This window comes from Winogradskyella marincola, assembly GCF_029624125.1.
GTDB lineage: Bacteria > Bacteroidota > Bacteroidia > Flavobacteriales > Flavobacteriaceae > Winogradskyella > Winogradskyella marincola.
This window is the reverse complement of the sequence record NZ_JARSBN010000003.1, coordinates 80,608-103,246: the sequence shown is the minus strand read 5'-3', so window position 1 is coordinate 103,246 and position 22,639 is coordinate 80,608. Positions and strand designations below refer to the sequence as shown.

The 22,639-nt window shown below is 31.1% G+C and carries 19 protein-coding genes; 7 read left to right on the top strand and 12 right to left on the bottom strand.

Going from position 1 to position 22,639, the window contains the following annotated elements; all coding sequences use genetic code 11:
• The first annotated feature begins 113 nt into the window (after positions 1–113).
• On the top strand, positions 114–779 hold the full coding sequence (locus tag P7122_RS06055) for an acetyltransferase (protein ID WP_278004884.1): 666 nt from the start codon (positions 114–116) through the stop codon (positions 777–779).
• On the opposite strand, the gene P7122_RS06050 is transcribed toward P7122_RS06055, so the two are convergent.
• The 5 genes from P7122_RS06050 to dnaK form a co-directional block, all read right to left on the bottom strand.
• On the bottom strand, positions 780–2,066 hold the full coding sequence (locus P7122_RS06050) for a phenylacetate--CoA ligase family protein (protein WP_278004883.1): 1,287 nt from the start codon (positions 2,064–2,066) through the stop codon (positions 780–782).
• Between the two features lie 26 nt (positions 2,067–2,092).
• Complete coding sequence (locus P7122_RS06045) at positions 2,093–3,469, bottom strand: glycosyltransferase family protein (protein WP_278004882.1); 1,377 nt, start codon at positions 3,467–3,469, stop codon at positions 2,093–2,095.
• Positions 3,462–4,778 carry a phenylacetate--CoA ligase family protein gene (locus tag P7122_RS06040; protein ID WP_278004881.1) on the bottom strand — a complete coding sequence of 439 codons (1,317 nt, stop codon included), beginning with the start codon at positions 4,776–4,778 and terminating at the stop codon, positions 3,462–3,464. Before P7122_RS06040 ends, P7122_RS06045 begins: the two co-directional genes overlap by 8 nt.
• A 154-nt stretch (positions 4,779–4,932) precedes the next feature.
• Entirely contained in the window at positions 4,933–8,301 is a 3,369-nt protein-coding gene (locus P7122_RS06035) for a BspA family leucine-rich repeat surface protein (RefSeq protein ID WP_278004880.1), read from the bottom strand.
• Positions 8,302–8,428: 127 nt separating this feature from the next.
• Complete coding sequence (gene dnaK, locus P7122_RS06030; protein ID WP_278004879.1) at positions 8,429–10,336, bottom strand: molecular chaperone DnaK; 1,908 nt, start codon at positions 10,334–10,336, stop codon at positions 8,429–8,431.
• A 176-nt stretch (positions 10,337–10,512) separates the two neighbouring features.
• Between dnaK and P7122_RS06025 the strand changes: the two genes are divergently transcribed.
• A complete protein-coding gene (locus tag P7122_RS06025; RefSeq protein WP_278004878.1) occupies positions 10,513–11,010 on the top strand; it encodes a hypothetical protein in 498 nt (165 codons plus the stop codon).
• A 115-nt stretch (positions 11,011–11,125) separates the two neighbouring features.
• Complete coding sequence (locus P7122_RS06020; protein WP_278004877.1) at positions 11,126–12,550, top strand: L-serine ammonia-lyase; 1,425 nt, start codon at positions 11,126–11,128, stop codon at positions 12,548–12,550.
• Positions 12,551–12,656: 106 nt separating this feature from the next.
• On the opposite strand, the gene P7122_RS06015 is transcribed toward P7122_RS06020, so the two are convergent.
• From P7122_RS06015 to P7122_RS06005, 3 genes are all read right to left on the bottom strand, one after another.
• On the bottom strand, positions 12,657–13,115 hold the full coding sequence (locus P7122_RS06015) for a nuclear transport factor 2 family protein (RefSeq protein WP_278004876.1): 459 nt from the start codon (positions 13,113–13,115) through the stop codon (positions 12,657–12,659).
• A 66-nt stretch (positions 13,116–13,181) separates the two neighbouring features.
• Positions 13,182–15,878: a carboxypeptidase regulatory-like domain-containing protein gene (locus P7122_RS06010; RefSeq protein WP_278004875.1), complete on the bottom strand. Its 2,697-nt coding sequence runs from the start codon at positions 15,876–15,878 to the stop codon at positions 13,182–13,184.
• Positions 15,850–16,707, bottom strand: a complete 858-nt coding sequence (locus P7122_RS06005) for a GLPGLI family protein (RefSeq protein ID WP_278004874.1) — start codon at positions 16,705–16,707, stop codon at positions 15,850–15,852. The genes P7122_RS06010 and P7122_RS06005 overlap by 29 nt, the downstream gene beginning before the upstream one ends.
• A gap of 505 nt (positions 16,708–17,212) precedes the next feature.
• Between P7122_RS06005 and panB the strand changes: the two genes are divergently transcribed.
• From panB to P7122_RS05990, 4 genes are read left to right on the top strand one after another with little or no spacing between them, the layout of a single operon-like run.
• Positions 17,213–18,031: a 3-methyl-2-oxobutanoate hydroxymethyltransferase gene (panB, locus tag P7122_RS06000; protein ID WP_278004873.1), complete on the top strand. Its 819-nt coding sequence runs from the start codon at positions 17,213–17,215 to the stop codon at positions 18,029–18,031.
• 59 nt (positions 18,032–18,090) lie between these two features.
• Entirely contained in the window at positions 18,091–18,285 is a 195-nt protein-coding gene (locus P7122_RS15830) for a four helix bundle protein (protein ID WP_347402808.1), read from the top strand.
• Positions 18,242–18,448 carry a four helix bundle protein gene (locus tag P7122_RS15825; protein WP_347402807.1) on the top strand — a complete coding sequence of 69 codons (207 nt, stop codon included), beginning with the start codon at positions 18,242–18,244 and terminating at the stop codon, positions 18,446–18,448. Before P7122_RS15830 ends, P7122_RS15825 begins: the two co-directional genes overlap by 44 nt.
• A 1-nt stretch (position 18,449) precedes the next feature.
• The gene (locus P7122_RS05990) at positions 18,450–19,154 is read left to right on the top strand and encodes an RluA family pseudouridine synthase (RefSeq protein ID WP_278004872.1); all 705 of its coding nucleotides are present in this window, start codon (positions 18,450–18,452) and stop codon (positions 19,152–19,154) included.
• Here P7122_RS05990 and P7122_RS05985 read toward each other — a convergent pair.
• The 4 genes from P7122_RS05985 to P7122_RS05970 form a co-directional block, all read right to left on the bottom strand.
• Positions 19,151–20,017 carry a sensor histidine kinase gene (locus P7122_RS05985; protein ID WP_278004871.1) on the bottom strand — a complete coding sequence of 289 codons (867 nt, stop codon included), beginning with the start codon at positions 20,015–20,017 and terminating at the stop codon, positions 19,151–19,153. The genes P7122_RS05990 and P7122_RS05985 overlap by 4 nt on opposite strands.
• A gap of 609 nt (positions 20,018–20,626) precedes the next feature.
• On the bottom strand, positions 20,627–21,364 hold the full coding sequence (locus P7122_RS05980) for a hypothetical protein (RefSeq protein WP_278004870.1): 738 nt from the start codon (positions 21,362–21,364) through the stop codon (positions 20,627–20,629).
• Complete coding sequence (locus P7122_RS05975) at positions 21,351–22,079, bottom strand: hypothetical protein (RefSeq protein WP_278004869.1); 729 nt, start codon at positions 22,077–22,079, stop codon at positions 21,351–21,353. The genes P7122_RS05980 and P7122_RS05975 overlap by 14 nt, the downstream gene beginning before the upstream one ends.
• A gap of 8 nt (positions 22,080–22,087) precedes the next feature.
• Complete coding sequence (locus tag P7122_RS05970; protein ID WP_278004868.1) at positions 22,088–22,585, bottom strand: hypothetical protein; 498 nt, start codon at positions 22,583–22,585, stop codon at positions 22,088–22,090.
• Between the last annotated feature and the right edge of the window lie 54 nt (positions 22,586–22,639).

Here is a 22,639-nt window from a genome sequence, read left to right as displayed (position 1 = left end):
CGTATTTACTGCGCTATTTGTTAGTGATTAAATATCTTCGAAGCATAACCAAATCTACTTTGGCAATTTAAGTTGTTGACCCTAGACCAATTGATTTGTCGAAACCTAACGATATGAAAAATATATTAATATATGGTGCTTCTGGCCATGCTAAAATGATTGTAGATATTATTTTGAAGAATAATGATTACAATCTTGTTGGTTTTATTGATTCATATAAACCGTTAAATTCCAAAGTATATGGTCATAAAATCATTGGAAATCTAAGTTCACTTTCTCATGTAATTAAAGAGTTTAACATTGAAGGGATTGTTATTGGTATTGGCGATAATGACCTAAGATTAAACATCTACCGAAGCATAAAAAAAATAGCTCCTAAAATTGATTTTGTTCCTATTATTCATCCTAGTGCTATTTTGGCTGAAGACATTTTAGTTCCTGAAGGCGCTGTACTTATGGCTGGTTCTATTGTTAATGCCAATGCTAAGATTGGCAAGTTTTGTCTTCTCAACACAAAAGCTTCTTTAGGGCACGATTCTGTTATGGCAGATTTTTCTAGCTTATCTTCTGGAGTTACTATTGCAGGAAACGTTACTATAGGTTTTTGTTCATCTATTTGTTTGGGTGCTTCTGTAAGCCAAGGGCTTTCTATTGGAGACCACACTATAATTGGTGGTGCTTCTTTGGTTTTAAAATCTGTTGGAGATTTTAAACTCGCTTTTGGTGTGCCTATTCATACTGAAAAAGACAGAAATTTAGACTTAATGCATACTGCATAGTTATTTGTAATATTCATTTACCACTTCTCTACGCTTGCCAGAAGATAGTAACGGTATTTCGTTAACGTAGTTAATTGTTATAACTGCATCATTACCAAAATGCGCTTTGTAGTCTGTAATGATTTTAGCTTCGTCTACTTTTGTGTCTGTATTAAGATTGATATGATACTCTGTTTTACTTTTTTGAACCAATTGAAATTGTCTAAACTTACCATAATCCATTAATCGAAGTGATAAATGTGATGGAATTAAATCCCCTTTGGTATTGTACAATTGATCTACTTTTCTTCCAGAAATATTAGTAAAATATTTTATACCATTTTCGTCCTGTTCCATAACACCTATATCACCAGTGTCGTAACGAAGCAAAGGTGTTGCAAAATTATACAGGTCTGTAAGTACTATTCTTCCTGGTTGGCCATGAGGCAACGCTTTGTCAGAGTCTAAGTCTAGTATTTCCATTACATAGCTAGAGTCATTAATTCTAAACCGTTGATCGTTAGAACTAATTTGCTGAGCCATAATACCTGTTTCGTTATTAGAGTATCGAGATAAAGGCGTAATACCAAAGTATTGCTCTGTCTTATCTTTGGTATAATCATTCAATGCCTCAGACATTGTAATTATAGATTTTGTTTTAAATTGAACAGGATTACTTTCTAGCGCGTCTATATATTTGCAAATCTTCTCTAAGGCTGTAGGATAGGTTAAAAAACTAACCAGATTATTTTGTTTATTTAATTTTGAAATAAGCTGTTTTATACCTTCATCTGACAAATCAAGTATATTCCATGGCATAAAGTTTTTCAGCAAAAAATTAAATCTTAGCTTAATATTAATCTGTTTGGGCCAAATTCTTATGAAGGCTAAAAAATCACCAACTTCATAGCCAGATTTTTTTGAAAAGTAAATATTATCTGCTTGTACTTTAAATACTTTTTCTTGATTTTGATAAAGACTAAAAGGCGAACCAGTAGAACCGCTTGTTGAAACTATTTTGCATTCGCTTTTTTTATATTTTGAAGAAAAAAATGCATCAAAATCTTCTCGAATACTATTTTTATTAATTACAGGAAAATCCTGAAGAACACTATACTTTTTATTTGCATAAAACCTAGTCGTTTGAGTTGCATGAGTTATTAGTTTCTTTAATTGCTCTGCATTTTCTGCTTCTGCTTTCTTTCGGCTTTTATCTTCTAAAATATCATGAGTTTTTACACAAAGTTGTTTTAAAGGTTGCCCTTTAATCTTATCTAAAAACCAAAAAATGTTTCGCCTTAAATTCAATAAAAAAAGTATTTCTTGAGTTGCTGTTAATCAGTTCTTTTATATAATTCAAAATAATCTGACTTATACAAAAGTATACTATTTTTAGGGACTGAAGGATTAAAAAACGGACTTCCTGGACCTGGATACAAATCGTTATGTCCTTTATTTTGCCTTAAAAACATAATGTCTTTATACTTAGAAACCATAGATTTATCTACCTTAATGTGAGATTGTGCTATTTTAGTTTTTAACTGCCAAACGATCCACCAATCTAGTCCATGCCTAACCATTATAATCGTTTGCTCTGGATTAGAAACCTCATCAGCCACAAAAGCTAAATCCTTATAAGAGTCTGTACTAATACTACTCTGCTTTGGTATTATTAGGTTATAAATTATAGATAATATAGACACCATACATAGCAATACAACAAACTTCTTTTGGTACGATGCTATTAGGTATGGAAACACCAAAAGCAAAGCTATCGTTTGCGGTATAAAAAGCATGAGATTAAAGCGCCTCCAGAGTTCAAAACGTAACAGTGGTATTGACAGCACTACAATAAACCATAAAAATATCGTGATTAGTTGTTTTTGCTTGGCTACAACTTCATCATTTCTAATAGAAAAAAACAATGCTACACTTATTAAAACACTAAATATAAAACTAGCTATGCCAGCAGGATAGAAAGCTATTCGCCATGGCAAACCAAACCATTCTTCAAAAATATTAATAGCATTATAAGCTCTAAAGGGATCTAACCACCATACAACCAGAAAACCTAAAGCTGCCATAACTAGAATAGGCACAAGGGCTTTTACTTTATAAATACTTACCAAATAAATAAACAGAAAAATGATAGAAATAGCAAAAACACCAAAATGTGTAAACGCAATAAAAATCAGTGTTAATAGCATAAGTACTCCATGCTTAACAGATCTGCACTTAAAAAAACTAAGGAATAAGTACAAAAAGTAAGTAAAACCTACAATAGCATAGGCATTTTTCATCATTTCAGCACTTAAATATAATGGCGAAAATGAAAACAGAACAAACGTGACTAAACTGTATTCTAACAGCTTTGTTGGCTTATATTCAAGATAATTATTAATAATCTTATATAATGGAATTACTACCAAGGGAATGCTTAATGCACCTAATATTTTTATACCAAAAATAATGAGAGCCTCTAACGGCTGTGATGGAAAAAGCCATGCTAAACTCTTTATCAATAAAGCATTTACATAAAATATAAATGGCATATCATTCATAGCTAAATGACCATGCTCTAAAATACTTCTTACTTGAACTGGGTAGTAACCTCCATTGATACCTGTAATGATAGACGATTGAAGTTCTTGAAATAATCTAAAACCAAAGGCAAGTAACCCTAAAATAAAGTAAACGGTTTTCTTACCCATTTAATTGATTTGAATTGTAATACTCATTGACGACTTCTCTGCGTTTTCCGGAGTTTAATAAAGGAATATCATCTACATAATTGATTTTTATCTCAGCATCAGAACCAAAATAAGACTTATACTCTTTTACCAATTCCTCTTCATCTATTTTTGTATCTGTATTAAGATTGACTTGGTATATATTTTTAGTTTTTTGTACCAATTGAAATTGTTTGTACTGGCCATATTTACATAACTTAGCTGATAGATGAGAAGGCACTAGGTTACCTTTTGTATCATAAAGCAGATCTAGTTTTCTACCTGAAACCTCTGTAAAATAAGGTCTTTTGTTATCGTCTAATTGCATTACTCCTACATCACCTGTATCGTACCTAACTAATGGTGTTGCCCAATTGTACAAGTCGGTAACAACTATTCTTCCTCGTTCGCCATAGTTTAATTTCTTATCAGAATTTAAATCAAATATTTCTACAACATAGCTAGAATCATTAATCTTAAATTTTAAATCTCCTTCCTCTATCTGCTGTGCAATAATGCCATTTTCGTTGTTTGAATATCTGGACAGAGGCTGAACACCAAAATACTTCCGCACAGAATGTCTGGTATAATCATTTAAAGCTTCTGAAATTGTAATTATTGATTTTGTTTTGAAAGTTATTGGGTTCTCTTTTAACTTATCGAGATACTTACATATTTTCTCAAAACATGATGCATAACCTATAAAACATACCTCTGAGGATTGTTTATTTAACCTACTAACAAAAGCCTTTATTTCGTTATCAGACAGATTAAAAACACTTAAAGGATGCATATTTTTTAACTGAAAATCAAGTTTCTTTTTAAAGCTAAAAGTGTCTGACCAGATTTTTACATATACCAAAAAATCACCTAACTGGTAGTTAGATTTTTCAGAAAAATAAATATTATCTGCAATGTTCTTCTTAATTTTTTCTTTGTTGTGATACACACTAAAAGGCGAACCTGTAGATCCACTTGTAGAGACCTTGCGACACTTAGAAACATCATATTTTGAAGACTTAAATTCATCAAAATGATCTCTAATAGTATTTTTATTAATAATAGGAAAGCTATCTAATCCATTGAGCAAATTACACCCTTTATAAAAATCTGTTGTAGTTATTGCATGCTGTAGTAAATGCTCTAATGAACTCTGCATTGAGAATGAATCTGGCACAGAATTATTGAGTAGCTTTTGTGTGCTATTCAACTCTGTTTTTATAGGATTTCCTTTTACAGAATCTCTAAGCCAAAATATCTTTTGTCTAAGACTTGATACTCTTTTTTTCATGATTGATTAATAGCCTTCAAAATCTAAAACATCAGCTATTAGACTTCTTACACAAGTATAACAAAAAGAAGAATTTTAATTAAAAAGTATAGATAAAATGAAAAAAAAACGCAACCAAATGAATGATTGCGTTTTTTTAATAGCCCTCAAAAAACTAATTCTTTATAATCCTGGAGTTTAATATCCCTGAATTGGTTTCTAATGAAAGTATATATACACCTGATGATAATTGATCAGTCTTAATTTTATCTGTTTCGTTAGAACTCTTAATTAAAACTTTTCCTTGAAGGTCTATTATTTCTATGACATTAACCTCTATTCCATTTTTTGAATTTAAGTAAATAACATTATTAAAAGGATTTGGATAAATGGATACTAAATTACTTTCATACTCATCAATCCCTAAATTTTCCACAACCGTTGTAGATACCATATTAGTTATGATTGGTTCATTAAAATCGAAATAAATTGCAGCAATACCATCCATTACCTCACCAACCTGAATGTTTGATTTTGGTTTTAATCTGTAAGCAATAAATCCGTTACTCCCTACTGAATCTGAAGTCTCATCTGGCAAATGAATATTTTCAAAAGTAAATGTGATAATATTGTTTTCTATTTTAACGGTATAGTCATGGCTAGAATTCAACATTCTAAAAGAGGAAGGATCTAAGTTATTATGAAGTAAACTTTGAACTTCAACATTTACAGCACTTGCGGTACCTGTATTTTGAAAGCGAATAACATAATCCAAATATTCACTTGTTTGACTAACAGTTATACTCTCGCCTTGAAGCACATTTATATCATTAGGATCATAAGAATTCACAACAATTTGTTCTAATTGATATGTATTATTTTCTGGCGAATAGTCATTTGTGCTTGGTAAAACTGAAGCATTAAATGTTAGTAGATCATCACTATTTACAATTGGTGGCGTAAGTACTTGCATTTTAATATCTACAACTTTTGTTTCAAAAGGATTTAATGATGAAAAACTAAATTGTAAATTATCTGTCGTAGTTGTATTTGGTGTGGGTATTGAAGACACAAAACTTTGCATAGTATCATCAAATTCTAAATTTACTTCAATATTAGAAATAGATTCTGTTCCAATATTTTCAACAATTAATTGATAGGTACTTTCAAATCCAGGTCGTGCTTCAGAAATTGGAACTATCGTAACACTAAGGTCTTCTATTGTTTGACTAGCCGTAAGGCAAAAATCTAATGTTTCACTCATAGACTCTTCTAAAAATTCTACTGATACATCAATAGGGCTTGCCGTCATAAAATCTGGTAATCCTTGAACTGAAGCTGTAAAACTATTGCCTGATAGTGCTAGTTCGTAATTACCATTCATAATCTGAGTTGCATAAAGGTTTTGATTCTCTGTATTTTCTAAAAACACGAAATAGTTAGACACCTCAACATCACTTGCATCACATTCATTGTTGTTGGAGTCGAAATAAACAGTACCTGATACCATATTACACAATGCTGGACTATGCCCATAAATATCCCAGTTCAGTTGATTTTCGAGATAATCTACTGAGGTTTCATCACAATATTGTAACCCTTCTGCGCCTAAAATTGCTGAAAAATCATATGTAGTTAAATGCTGTAAAAAAGCATCATAATTTTCTATACTCATATTAGTATGACTTAAAAACTTATATAATCCATATATAGAAATCGATGTATCCATATCTGAAAAATCCCAAGAATTTAAAGGTTGATTATAACTAGATGCGTTTTCAAACATATTATTAAAACGGTCTACATAAGAAACGTCCCAACTACTTAAATCCTGATTAAAACTGGAAGCGTCTTTAAACATATTATTCATCCATGAAACGTTAGAAACATTCCAATTATCTAATGGTTGATTAAAACTCGATGCGCCTTCAAACATTGATGTCATAGACTGTACATAATCTACATTACTAACATCCCAACTATTTAATGGTTGATTAAAAGCTGATGCATCCTCAAACATTGATGTCATTTTTTTTATATTAGAAACATCCCAATTATCTAAAGGCTGATTAAATGCGCTAGCACCTCTAAACAACCAAGCTAGACTGATAAGATTAGATATATTCCACTGATCTACAGGCTGATTAAAATGTATTGCACCATTAAACATATCTGCAACACCATCACCAAAAAAACCTTGATTATCTATACTCGAAAAATCCCAACCATTTACTGCACCATTAAAAGAAGTGGCATTCATAAACATTTCATCAAACCATTCAACATTAGACACATCCCAATTATCTAATGGTTGATTAAAATTTGATGCATTTTTAAATATTTCAGACATAGATTGTACATTAGAAGTATTCCAATTGTTTAAAGGCTGATTAAAATTACTTGCTCCATAAAACATGGAGCTCATTGTAACAACATTTGACACATTCCACGCATTAATAGTACCATTAAAACTAGATGCGTTGTAAAAAACATAATTCATATCATCTACTCCTGACACATCCCAGCTATCTATTGGCTGATTAAAAGCTGATGCACCACTGAACATTGAACTTATAGTGTTTAAACTACTAGTATTCCATGAATTTAATGGTTGATTAAAAGCGGTGGCACCACTAAACATTCCAGCCATATTTGTAACATTAGACACATCCCAATTATTTAAAGGCTGATTAAATTGAGTCGCACCATTAAACATGGATACCATCGTTGTTACACTCGAGACATTCCAACTATCTAATGGTTGATTAAATGCTTCTGCGCCATAAAACATTCCATCCATGTTGATTGCGTTAGATGTGTTCCAAGAGTTAAGTGGTTGATTAAAAATTAGACCAGGATATGTAGAAGGTACATTTACATCTCTTGAAAACATAAAACCAAAGCTTGTAACGTTAGAAACATCCCAATTACCAATAGGCTGATTAAAACTTACAGCACCATAGAACATTCTAAACATATTTGTAACATTAGATACGTTCCAATTATCTAAAGGCTGATTGAAAACTAAAGCACTTTCAAACATCCAAGACATATCTTCTACATTAGACACATCCCAATGGTTAATAGATTGGTTTAAACTCTCTGCATGTACAAACATATAAGACATATCTGTTACTTGAGATAAATCTGGTGCATCTGTTGCGTTGATAACCAAATTATAAGATCTCATAAACGCTCTATACATTGTTTGCCAAGCTACATCTCCCCATTGTTCAATACTCTTCAATTTTATCTGATTTTCATAATCAGAATCATAGATTCTAATTGCTGGAAACACACCAGATATTTCAACAGTATAAATACCAGCTGACGAATATGTATGGGTTATGGATGAAGCTACATTAGTCATTGTTGTACCATCACCAAAATCTATAGTATAATCATAGCTGTATTCTGATGATGGAACAGGAATTGTGATCTCCAAACTTTCGTTTGTGACCTCCCATGTTGTTATAAAAGGCTCTTGGGCACTTGCTATAAATGAAATTAAGAAAAAGATAAGAGCAACGTAGAAGTTCTTCATTTGTATATTGAATTGATTGGTAGGCAACCAAATATGGTTAATTTTTATGACATAAAAAAACGCAACCAAATGAATGATTGCGTTTTATTTTATTCTTGATTCCTATCTTCGCAGGAATAACAAATAATTACTTCACTTCTTCGAAGTCTACGTCTTCTACATCGCTAGCTTCGTCCGTCGGCTGACCTTGCGCTCCTGCATCAGGACCTGCTGCTCCACCTTGCTGAGCTTCTGCTTGTGCTTTGTACATTTCTTCGCTAGCTACTTTCCAAGCTTCGTTTATTTTCTCTAAAGCTGGTTCTATAACTGCGATATCTTTAGACTCATAAGCCGTTTTTAATTCTGCTAAAGCATCTTCGATTGGCTTTTTCTTATCGTCAGATAATTTATCACCAAATTCTTCTAACTGCTTTTCAGTTTGGAAAATCATTCCATCTGCCTGATTTAATTTATCAGCAGTTTCTTTTGCTTTAGCATCTGCATCTGCATTAGCTTCTGCTTCAGCTTTCATCTTTTGGATTTCTTCTTCAGTTAATCCAGAAGACGCTTCAATTCTAATATCTTGTTTCTTACCTGTTGCTTTATCTTCAGCAGATACTTTAATGATACCGTTAGCATCAATATCAAACGTTACCTCAATTTGAGGTGTTCCTCTTCTTGCTGGTGGAATACCATCTAAATGGAAACGACCAATTGTTTTGTTATCTGCTGCCATTGGACGCTCACCTTGTAATACGTGAATTTCTACCGATGGCTGATTGTCTGCTGCAGTTGAGAATACTTGCGATTTCTTTGTAGGAATCGTAGTGTTAGCTTCTATCAACTTGGTCATTACATTACCCATTGTCTCAATACCAAGAGATAATGGAGTTACGTCTAATAAAAGAACGTCTTTTACATCACCTGTTAATACACCACCTTGGATACCTGCACCAAGAGATACAACTTCGTCTGGGTTAACACCTTTACTTGGTGTTTTTCCGAAGAAAGACTCTACTGCTGCTTGTACAGCTGGTATACGTGTAGAACCACCTACTAAAATAACTTCGTCAATATCAGATTTTGATAAACCTGCTGCTTTAAGAGCTGTTTGACATGGCTCTATTGTACGTTTAATTAAGTCGTCAATTAACTGCTCAAATTTAGAACGTGTTAATGTACGTACCAAGTGCTTTGGTCCACTAGCAGTAGCTGTTACGTAAGGTAAGTTAATCTCTGTCTGTGCAGAAGATGATAACTCTATCTTAGCCTTTTCAGCTGCTTCTTTAAGACGTTGTAAAGCCATTGGATCTTTACGTAAGTCCATATCTTCGTCTGCAATAAACTCTTCTGCTAACCAATCTATAATTCTTTCATCTACATCGTCACCACCTAAGTGTGTATCTCCATCTGTAGATAATACTTCGAATACTCCGTCACCTAACTCTAGGATAGAAACATCGTGCGTACCACCACCAAAATCGAATACTACTATTTTTTGGTCAGTAGATTTTTTATCTAAACCGTAAGCCAATGCTGCTGCAGTAGGCTCGTTAATAATTCTACGAACTTTTAAACCTGCAATTTCACCAGCTTCTTTAGTGGCTTGTCTTTGTGCATCGTTAAAGTAAGCAGGCACTGTAATAACAGCTTCAGACACATCTTGCCCTAAGTAATCTTCAGCAGTTTTCTTCATTTTTTGAAGAATCATAGCTGATAATTCTTGTGGTGTGTATAAACGACCATCGATATCTACTCTTGGCGTATCGTTATCACCTTTTACCACTTTATATGGCACGCGTTCTGCTTCGTTTTTAGACTCAGAATATTTGTTACCCATAAAACGTTTAATAGAATAAACCGTTTTTGTTGGGTTAGTTACTGCTTGTCTTTTTGCCGGATCACCAACTTTAATTTCACCACCTTCTACGAAAGCGATAACCGAAGGTGTAGTTCTCTTACCTTCAGCGTTTGGGATTACAACTGGCTCGTTACCTTCCATTACAGAAACGCAAGAGTTGGTTGTACCTAAATCAATTCCAATAATCTTACTCATAATATTAGTGTATATATTTTTTGTGTATTTAATTTTTAAACTCGTTTACTAATAGTCAATGATTATGCCATGACAAAAAATGTGACATGATGTCAGATTACTTTTATGAAAAGATTTTACACTTTTCTGTACTTTGGAATATGTTTTGATGTATTATTGACAAAAAATTAGTTATTATGAAACGAATACTTATCTTGTTTTTAACCACTGTATTATTTACAAACTGTACAAATGAAGAAATTGTACAAGAGAATAATTATTTCTTTGAAGCTTCTGCTTTTGAAATTGAAAATGTAGACTTTAACCCAAGCACTAACTTTGATAATGATTACCGAGTAAGAGAGTTTTACGGTTTTCAAGTATTACCAACAGATGTCCCTTTAGTTTATATTCTTTGGGAAACCCTCAGCAACGGTACAGAAATATGGAGACCTTTGCCTCAGACCGTTATTTTTAATGATGGTAATGATTTAGTGTATAATTATGACTTTACGCAAAGTTATGTTGACTTTTTCTTGGAAGGCTCTGATTTAGACAACCTTGATTCTATATGGACTCAAAACCAAGTTTTTAGAGTTGTTGTTGTGCCTTCAGTTAATGTTGGTAGAGTAGATTTATCTGACTTAAATGCAGTGATGAATTTTTATGGTATCACAGAATTTAAAAAGAGATAAGCTTAAAATAGATAACAACATTTCAACAGTCTTAATTCTTAAAATTAAGACTGTTTTTTTTTAATATGACATTCTAAACAAAATGTATCTTTGCCCCAATTCTTATTAGATTTTTATGGAATGTATTTCTGTTTTTGATATGCTAAAAATTGGTGTAGGACCATCGAGTTCTCACACCTTAGGACCTTGGCGTGCTGCTGAACGTTGGATCACGGAGCTTAAAAAGAAAAATCGCTTTCATAAAGTTGAAAAAATCACGGTAGATCTTTACGGTTCTTTGTCTTTAACAGGAAAAGGCCATGCTACAGATCTCGCTGTTTTACTTGGTTTAACAGGTGCTGATCCAGAGCGTATTCCTGTTGACACTATAGACATCATCATCTCTTCAATTAAGAATACAAATACCTTAATGTTTAACAACGAAAGACCTATTACTTTTGATGTGAATACAGACATTAAGTTCAATCGTAACTTTTTACCATTTCATGCTAATGGCATGTCATTTTCGGCATTAATTAATGGTAGAAATTATAAGTCTACCTACTACTCTATTGGTGGCGGATTTGTAGTGCAAGAAGAACGTAAAGTTTCAAAAGCTAATAAAATCGTCTTCTACTGTACGTTTCCTTATCCCACTTCTTATGGTGATGAATTATTGAAATTTTGTCATCAGCTTAATTTACCTATTTCTGGTGTTGTTTTAGAAAATGAAAAGTCTATAAGAGATATAGAAACCATTGATTTTGAATTGCAACGCATTTGGGATACCATGCTAGAGTGTGTGTACGTTGGTTGCCATACCGAAGGTACACTTCCTGGTGGACTCAACGTACGCAGACGTGCATATGATATGCATAAAAATTTGATTGGCGATTATACCTACGAAAGTCCTCAAGAATGGCTTAAAACGATTAGAAAAACAGAAGTAAAGTTTAGACAAATCCTAAAATGGGTAAGCTGTTTTGCTTTAGCAGTTAATGAGGTTAACGCATCGCTTGGTCGTGTGGTTACAGCACCAACAAATGGTAGTGCTGGTGTTATACCTGCTGTATTAATGTACTACATGGTAATTGAAAACCATGATGCCGATTTTGAGCATATCAAAAAATTCTTACTCGTCGCTGGTGAAATCGGTAGCATCTTTAAAAAAGGTGCTACTATAAGTGCTGCAATGGGAGGTTGCCAGGCCGAAATTGGTGTATCTTCTGCAATGGCTGCTGGTGCATTGTGCGAATTACTTGGCGGAACACCAGAACAAGTTTTAGTAGCTGCTGAAATTGCTATGGAACATCACCTAGGCCTTACCTGCGATCCTATTGGTGGATTGGTACAAATACCTTGTATAGAACGTAATTCTATGGGAGCTATAAAAGCTATCAATGCTGCAGAATTAGCTTTAGAAACCGATCCTAATAACGTAAAAGTACCTTTAGATAAAGTTGTAAACACCATGTGGGAAACCGCTAAAGACATGAACACTAAATACAAAGAAACCTCTGAAGGTGGTTTAGCTGTTGGTGTGCATTTGAGTGATTGTTAAATTAGATTTTTTTAGATTAGTTAGACTTTTTAGACTGGTTAGATTTGTATGACGCATTAGAATCTATTGTAAATCTAGAAATCCAAAGTTCTAAAAATCTAATGATCTACTTTTGACATCCTTCTCTTCGTCTGGTATCAACTAAATAAATAATTTTCCACTCGTCATCTTCTTTTATTAGTTGGAAAGAATTAACACCACAATGACTAAAGTTACCATTGTACCAAAATTCATAAGGTGTCCAAGCATTTGCCATATTTCCATCTACTTGAATATTGAAGCTTAATAACTTCTCTTCAAATGTATTATCCTTTGGAATACTTGCAATGCTTTTTAGAAACTGATTGTATTCACTTTCTGTTAATACTGATTTTCCTTCCTTATTTACCGAAATAGATTGCAACTTTATATCACCTTTTGCCATAGTTCTTAAAGCAGTAGTATCTTGATTGTGAAAAGCTTCAAAAAAGTCAGTTATCGTTGTTTTTACAGCTTTAGCATCTGTGTCTTGCGCCTGAATACTGAGGGATAAAGAAAATACAATTAACAGTATTAGTTTTTTCATGATTGAAATAATTTTAATTCAAATTAATGATTTGTCAGTATTTGTGTCTTAGATTAAAGAAAGTTTTTAAAAACGATAGGAAGCAGAAAGATTGAAAAAGACCTTATTAAAAAAGATATTTGTATTAACATCTTTTATTAAAGTAACATAGCTATTCTGAAAACTTCTCTCATTGGCTAAATTTTGACCAATAAGTTTAATATTTAATTTGTTTTTTACAGCCAAATATTTTAGTTCAAAATCAACAAAATTGTACAATTTATCAACACCATTATATTTACTTGGATAGACTTGGTTTGTATCTAATGAAAAAATTAGTTTATCACTAATATCATATACAAATTGTAAATGACTACTAAATTGAGTATTATCATTCTTTATAGTTTTTGTCCTAAATTTTGAATGCTGAAATTTCACCCCAGATTTGAAGTTAATTTTTCCTCTAAAATAGCTTCCGTATTTAATTGCTATATTGTTAATAATGTTCTTAGCAATTTCAGGATTATCCAATATCTGGACAAAACTGCGTCTGTGCACTCCACCATATTCAAAAAATAAACCTGATCTAATAGTGTTTATATTTTTATTAATCTTAATAGACGTCATTAATACACTATTATTTCTAGCCTTATCCTTAACTAGTATATCAAAATCTGATGAATTAATAAATTCATATCCAAAAGTATTTTGATTGTAACTGTAACTTAATGAAGATTTAATAAAAATGTTCTTTCTAAAATCTGATTTAGCATGTAACAAACTTATTCTATGCAAATATAGATTAAACAAAGAATTAAGCCCTTTTTTAAACCCTCTATTAGACGTCATCACCAAACCATTATATATATCACTAATTTGTGGTTGTTTAAAAGAAAAATAATATTGTAAATTAAATTTACCTATCCTATTAATTTCTTTGCTTAACTCTAATTCTGGTTCTATATAAAATTGTTCGTTTGTTTCTCGGAAGTTTGATAATAGAGTTTCATCTTTATATGAAACATAATTATATCCTGCCTTGGCTTTAATGTCTAAATTAAAATTCTTTCCGAAAGAAAAATTATATTCTCTAAATACAAAAAAATCTTTGCTATTGTATTTCAACTTATTAATAAAATTAAAATCATCTACCTGAAGAATCTCACCACTTTCATTTAACACCTTACTATTCAACTTCTCATCTTTATTAACAAAACCAAAATTCCATTGACTTTTATTACTAATCAATTTAGAGTAAACCCCAAAATGCATTATTGGGTTTTCATATTGTTGAAAAACAGCTTCTTGACCATCAATTATTGGGTTGGTGGTAAAATATATTTGTGGATTTTTATCCTGTAAGAAAAATGCACTTAGCGTAAGTGCATTTTTTCTATTCATTTTAAAAGTAGCACTAACCTGTTGAGAAATATAATAATCTTTAATTTTATGAGTTTCTTCAAATTGATTTTCTTCAACCTTTAAAACAACATCTGTTGCTTGTTTTGAAGTATTAACAACTCCATTGTATTCAATGTAAGACTTTCCTCCATTTGCATTTTTCATGTTCAATTCATAGTTAAATTCTTGCAAATCTTCATTATGAAGCTTAGACTGATTAATAGCAAAAGTTGGAAGCGTTTTGTAATTAGCGTTGAATGAATTTCTCTTTATAATATCATCATCTAAATAATAAAAGATACCTCTTAGATGTATATTTTTTTTGGGTTTAGTTAAGACATGAAAGGAATTAAAATACGATTTATTATTATTGATATATGTTTCATCTACCAATGTATTGATAGTTACTACATCCGTAGATATTATATCATTAGAAAACGATTGGTAATTTTCAAGGTTCCCTGAAGCATTACGATTAAACATTGTAGAATTTAAATTATCTTGGGCCTTAGTTCCAATAGTATTTGTTTTACCTATAAGAAATGTTTTAATGTTTTTATCTAGTTTAAAAAGTGTTAAATCGGCTAAATAATTATCTTCATTACCATAACCAAAGTTAGCTCTACCATACACAGCCCCTAACTTTTCATCTTTAATAGTAACGTTTATAGCAATTTTCTCTGATTCAATTATTGTTCTTAGAACAGAATTTTCATTAAAATTATATACAATTTCAATTTCCTGAATATCATTTACATCAATACTCTTTGTTGCTATTTTATAATTCTGGTCAAAAATATCATCACCTCCAATCAATAATTTACTTATTTGTATTCCGTTTACTTTTACCGTACCATCTTCATCCACTTCAAGCCCAGGCAGATTCTTTAGTAAATCCTCTAAAACATCATCGTTCTTCTTTACAAAACTAGGTGCTTTAAATGAAACAGTATCCTTTTTTATACTTACAGGATGTTCCGCTTCTACTACCACCTCGTCTAATTGGGTTATATCGCTATGCATAGTAACATTAAACTCATATTTAAATAAATCATCTATGAGTTCGACTTCAAAATCAGTTGCTTTATAAGCCAATGATTTAAACTTTAAAATGTAAGTACTTTTATTTGGTTTTAAATTAAACTTAAATCTACCATTGATTTGAGTTCTGTAGTTCGAGATATAATTATTATCTAAATCAAACAAAACTACTGTGACAAACTCAATTGGCTGACCTAAGGAGTCTAGTACTCTTCCTGAAATTTCCACTCGGTCTTGACCATGAGAAATATTAAATAAAAATAAAGTAATTATAAAAATTAAGTGCCTAATGATAAAAGAAAACGAAAAATTATCATTCTTTCGATTTAAGTGATTTTTCATAAGCATCGTACTCAATTTGATTATATGAATTGAGTAGTTTTATTTGTTCTTTATTATATTCTAAATTCATATAATTTAAGGGCATAGTGTTTGATGGTAGCTGCCCTGTAGCTTTTAATCCTTTTTGGTTATCAATAAAACTTGTATACAATCTAAAGTTTTCTATTAAATATTCATCTAAACTCATAATTTCGTCAGATGTAGGCTCAGAAAACTCAATTTTTTCTTCTATATTATCAGATATACTATTAAAAGTAATATCCACTAAATTTTTATCATCGTGTACTTCCAATATTAGACCTGGTAAGCCATGAAACTTCCAAGGTCCCGTAGCTACAGGAATATCGTAAGTAAACCAAGCCTCATAATTTCTTCCCCTAAAATTTTTTGTTAAAGCTTTGTAACATATAAATTTACCTATTTGCTTAGTCTCTTTTGTTATTTCCCAATTGAATTCAATATCCTTTTCTTTTACAATAACCTCATACTGTTCTCTAAGCAACTCTCTACAAGTTAGTTCCTTTGTGTTAAAATTATAAAAAAACTTATAACCAATATCATCATAATCTCTAAAAAGATGTACATAATTTGAACTATTAGCTCTATTTTTTACTTTTTTAAAAAAGCCCGATTCCCCTTCTATGCTACTGTTATTGTAAATGAAAAGGCTAGTGCTATCATTAAAAAAGAGCTTAGATTTATACTCTATACCTTCACTATAATTAAATATATTTACATTAAACGTATAGCTCACTTCTTTTAAATTATTATCTTGTTGTGATATACCGATTGCTGAAACTAAAAAAATAAGGAGTGTGTAATATTTCATAATTCTTACTATAAAAAAACTATTTTGTCTTTAACTTGGTTATTTTTAAATTTAATTCTTAATTAAAGCTAGGCTTTCGTTGGTACATTTGGTCTATTACAGCCTGGAGAACTATATACATTATTAGCAAAAGCTTCCATTTCTTCTTCAGTGCACCACCCTGGGTATGTGTTATTATAAATACATCCTGGGCCACCATTAATTGTTATAGATAAATCACAGTCATCTTCAATGGTATTATCATTCTTTATATTTTAGTTAGAAATAAATGATAAAAATCCTAATGCGCAGATACAAGTAAATATTGTTTTTTTCATAATTTTTGTTTTAAATTGATTAATTAAGACAAAATAGCTTTCAAAACTAAAACTAACTATAATTCAGTTAGTTATTTTTTCTTTTTAACTCTTTTTTAACATCTAAAATTATGGTAATATAGATAAATAGTTTGACTCTAATTTTAAAACTATTTGTTAATTTTACAGACACTAATTTTTAAAACATTATGTCAGTAGCAAAAAAAGAATATAAAAGAATAACCGTAAAAAGCCTTGTAGAAATGAAGTCTAGAGGCGAAAAAATATCAATGCTTACCGCATACGACTATACAATGGCAAAAATTGTAGATGGTGCAGGAGTTGATGTTATTTTAGTTGGTGATTCTGCAAGTAACGTAATGGCTGGTCACGAAACAACACTGCCTATAACATTAGACCAAATGATTTATCATGCCTCATCAGTGGTTAGAGCTATTGACCGATCTTTGGTTGTAGTAGATTTGCCTTTTGGCACGTATCAAAGTGACCCTAAAGAAGCGCTTCGCTCTGCTATTAGAATTATGAAAGAATCTGGTGGACATGCTGTAAAACTCGAAGGTGGAAAAGAAATTAAAGATTCTATAAAGCGTATTTTAAATGCTGGAATTCCGGTAATGGGACATTTAGGTCTTACACCTCAATCCATATATAAATTTGGGACTTACACAGTAAGAGCTAAAGAAGAACAAGAAGCCGAACGCTTAAGAGAGGATGCTAAAATGCTGGAAAAAGCAGGTTGTTTTGCCATTGTATTAGAAAAAATACCTGCTGCTTTGGCAAAAGAGGTTGCAGAGAGCGTAAGCATTCCTGTAATTGGTATTGGAGCTGGTGATGGTGTTGATGGCCAGGTACTGGTTGTGCATGATATGATTGGTATGACCCACGAATTTAATCCTAGATTTTTGCGTCGCTACATGAATCTTTATGAAGACATGACTAATGCCATTGGTCAGTATGTTGAAGATGTAAAGAGTCAGGATTTTCCTAATGAGAAAGAGCAATACTAAATTAGATCAATTGGATTGTTAGACTAGTTAGATCGCTCTTTTTTACTAAATTAATTTCTATGACTCATAAGTTTAAAGAACTTCAAATATGGCAAAGAAGTAGAGCTTTCTGTTCTGTAATCTATAAATTAACATCTAATTTTCCAGAGACAGAAAAATTTGGTTTAGTAAATCAATTAAGAAGAGCCTCTGTTTCTATTCCTTCAAATATTGCAGAAGGCTCAGCGAGATCTTCCAACAAAGATTTTTATTAGATTCTTAACCATATCAATAGGTTCTGCTTACGAAATAGAAACACAGTTATTAATTGCTTATGATTTAAAATTTATCTCAGAACAAGAGTTAAAGAAAGTAAACAATGACTTAAATGAAATTATAAAAATGATTTCAAAATTTAAATCCTCTCTAAAAATCTAACATGTCTAAAGCATCTAACAGATCTAACAAATCTAACTTACAAGTTCTATACGAAGACAACCACATTATTGTGGTTAACAAGCGTGCTGGTGATATCGTACAAGGTGACAAAACTGGTGATAAACCATTAAGTGATGTTGTAAAAGACTTTTTAAAAGATAAATATGACAAACTAGGAAACGTGTATTTGGGTGTAGTACACCGTTTAGACAGACCAACTACAGGTATTGTGCTTTTTGCTAAAACCAGTAAAGCCTTACCGCGTTTAAATAAACTATTTGCTGAAAAGAAAACCAATAAAACCTATTGGGCTTTGGTAAAAAACAAACCACCTAAATCTCAAGACCGACTGGTTAACTGGTTGAAGAAAAACCCAAAAAACAATAAATCTACTGCCTTTGATAACGAAGTTGAAGGCAGTAAAAAAGCAATTTTAAATTATCGTATCTTAAAAACTTTAGATAATTTCTACTTACTTGAGATTGATTTAGAAACAGGTAGACATCACCAAATTCGTTGTCAGTTAGCTAAAATTGGGTGCCCTATAAAGGGAGATTTAAAGTATGGTTTTCCAAGAAGTAACAAAGATGCCAGCATAAGCTTACACGCCAGAAAACTAGAATTTACACATCCTGTAAAGAAAGAAAAACTAGGTATTACAGCACCTCTACCTAATGATGCTTTATGGGAAGCGTGTGAAAGCTAAACACTTCGATAAGGATAAGTAATTGTAAGCACAGTTCCTTTATCTGGCTCAGACTCTAAATTAAATTCTGCTTCTATAAGCTCTGCACGTTTTTTCATATTGGTCATTCCAGAGCCTTGTTCAGCACTTTTAAGATCAAAACCTACTCCGTCATCTTCAACCTTAATTTTAAGCTTATCTGTAGCATATTCTAAATAAACTTTTAAGGTTTCAGCTTCAGCATATTTTAAGGTATTAGAAAGAAACTCTTGTATTATTCTAAACAAAATAATTTCATCTTTTTTATTCTCAAGGAGATGGTTTTCTCCTTCAATATTAAAGGTCGCTTCTATTAACCCAGATTTGTTTAAGCGATTGATTTCATTTTCTAAAATCGTTTTAAAACCCAAATTCTGCATCACATCACTGTTCAATGATTTCGATAAAGCTCTGACTTCAGCCAAACTTTCCTTTAAAGCTTCTGATGCATTGTCTACTTTAGGTTTTAGGTCTTCAGAAGCATTTCTATAGACACTATTCATTTGCATAGTTGCAAAGGCTAATAACTGACCAACATTGTCATGTAGTTCTCTACCAACATTCTTAAGGGTTTGCTCCTGAATTTCCTGTTGTGTTTTTATAAGCTCTTCGTCAAATTGCTTTTGTTGTTCAATGTTTTTTAATAATAATTGGTTTTTACGTTTTTGGTAAATAACAAAAAACAAAATAACCAAAGTACATATAACTAATAGTACAATGATCATATAAACTATGAGGTTACGTTCTGCCTCAGTACTTATGATTCGTTTTCCGTTTTGCACAACAAAAGTGCTACTGCCAGAGATAAATAAAGAAATGTATTTGATAACAAGTAAATTTTCCATTTAAAAATAACAAAATTTCCATCCTCTTTGATAAAATACACCTCAAAAAAGTCTAAAGGCATAGTTATCAAAATCCAAATAAAAAATAAAGTATTGAAATAAAAGTAAATTGATTTATAGAATAAAACTATTCTTTTTGAATTTAAAATTTCAAAAAAATAAACACTTATACTTAGTAAAACAATCCAAAGGCTCGCAATACTTATGAAGTAACCTGAACCAAATAGATCTTCAAATTTAAATATTGTATAAAAAATTATTTGTAGAAGATATAAGAGGTATCCATATTTAAGAATTTTTCTAAATAACCTAGACTTAGAAATACTATAGTTTACATATACCATTATGCTCGACAAACCAATAAACCAAGTCAAATTAAACCACCAATAATTTCGCTCAATCAAGGTACCTTCGATAAGGTGGAAATATCCATTATCTATAAGAACATTTGGGTACTCACCTACTAAATCTATAACAAACACATAGATTAAAAAGTAGATGATATATTTCGCTGTTGTCTTTTTGTATTTATTAAAAACAACAATACCTAATAATGCAGGTACAAATTCTACAAAATGGGTAATAAAACTATAATTAGCTTTTAAAAAATTATCTATACTTTCCATTACTAATAGATACCTTATTTTCTGAGTCACAGAATATAAGTGCCATTGCTAAAGATAAATAAAGAAATATATTTAGTGTTAAATGAATTTTCCATTTAAAAAGAACAAAATTCCAATCCTCCTTAATGAAATAATCTTGAAAAAATTCTAAGGGCATAATTACTAAAATCCATACAAAGAATATGGAATTGAAATAAAAATAAAAAGACTTAAAAAAAAGAACTATTTTATCTGAATTAAGAGTTTCAAAAAAATAAATTATAATACACAGCATTACTATCCATAAGCTTGCTATGCTTATAAAACGTTCAGGACTAAATATACTTTTGAAATTAAAAATGATATATAAAATTACCTGCAATAAATATAAACCATAAGCATACTTAATAATCTTTTTCAAACGCTTTTCTCCTACTATCTGATAGTTTACGTATGCCACTATAGTAGACAAACCAATCCACCAGAAAATTGTATACCACCAATGATTTTGTTCTATAAGCGTACCCTCTATTAAATAAAAATATCCTATATCCTTAAGGAAAACAGGATAGCCGCCAATTAATTCTAGAAAAAAAACATAGATTAAAAAGTATATTATATATTTTACAGGTGTATTTTTATATTTCTTAAATAAAATTAAACCAATAATGGCTGGTATTAATTCTACCAAATTGGTAATTAATCCATAATTCTCCTTTAAGAATTCATCAAGTCCTTCCATTAGAAAATAACAGCTTGTTTTCAGGGGCGCAAAAGATTAATGCGCTAGAAATAGTTAAATACAAGAAAATATTTAGTGATAAATATATCTTCCATTTAAAAAGAACATAGTTCCAATCCTCTGGATTAAAATATGCCTCAAAAAAATCCATTGGAATCATGATCAAAACCCAAATAAATATTGCTGTATTAAAATAGAAATATAGAGATTTATAGAATCGAATGATTCTTTCAGAATTTAAGGTTTCGAAAAAATAGATTATTATGTTTAACATTACAATCCAAAGGCTTGCTATTTTAATTATCCTTTCATCTGGTTTAAACAAGTATTCAAATCTAAACACCAAAGCTAATATTACCTGAAGTAGGTATAAGTAATATGCTAAACGGATTATTCTCTTAAACTTTATGTTTTGAACTATTTGATGGTTTATATAATAAACAAAAAATGATAAACCACACCACCAAAATATGGTGTACCACCAATAGTTTCTTTCAATTAAAGTTCCTTCAATAAGATGAAACAAATCCATTTGCCATAAAAAATGAGGATATCGACCAATCAAGTCTACAACAAATGCAAATCCTAAAAAATAAACTATAATTCTTGCTGGTGTAGTTTTATATTTTCTGTACGAAATTAAACCTGCTAAAAAAGCAAAAAACTCTACGGAATAAGTAATTAAAGCATAATTTTCCTTTAAAAATTCATCCATAAATTAGATTATTGTGGATAATTAGCACTCGGCGGAAAACCATGCTGACCAATATTCAATCCATCAGCACCTTTTAAATCATTACTTCCACCACCTTGAGCTGTTGGCATTATAGAGCCTTCAGAAACATTTTGGGAACCTGTTGGAACAAAGAACATGGTCATTAATCCTGGACCCTCCTTAGTGTCTGGATAAGCACCAGCATAAAGTCTTAATCCATCTAAAGTATATCCTAGAGAACCTGCTTGTTGTTTTGCATAAGCGATATAAGACTCTATCTCTTCTATAGAATACCAAGATGACCTATTGTCTGGTGTACCAATTAATGAATCACTAATAATAGTATGTCTGCTATTATAGGCTTGATCTAATGCTTCAATTTCACTTGGTGTAATTAATCCCTTTGGTTTAGTCATTTCTTCTAAATTTTGATTGCTTGATAAATAATAATAGGTTCCTGCTACGCCAATAACTAGACCCAAGAGCAGTAATAATAATTTTTTCATAAAGTTGAGATTTTGATTAATAGAGAAACTAAAGTATTGAAATTATGAAACATA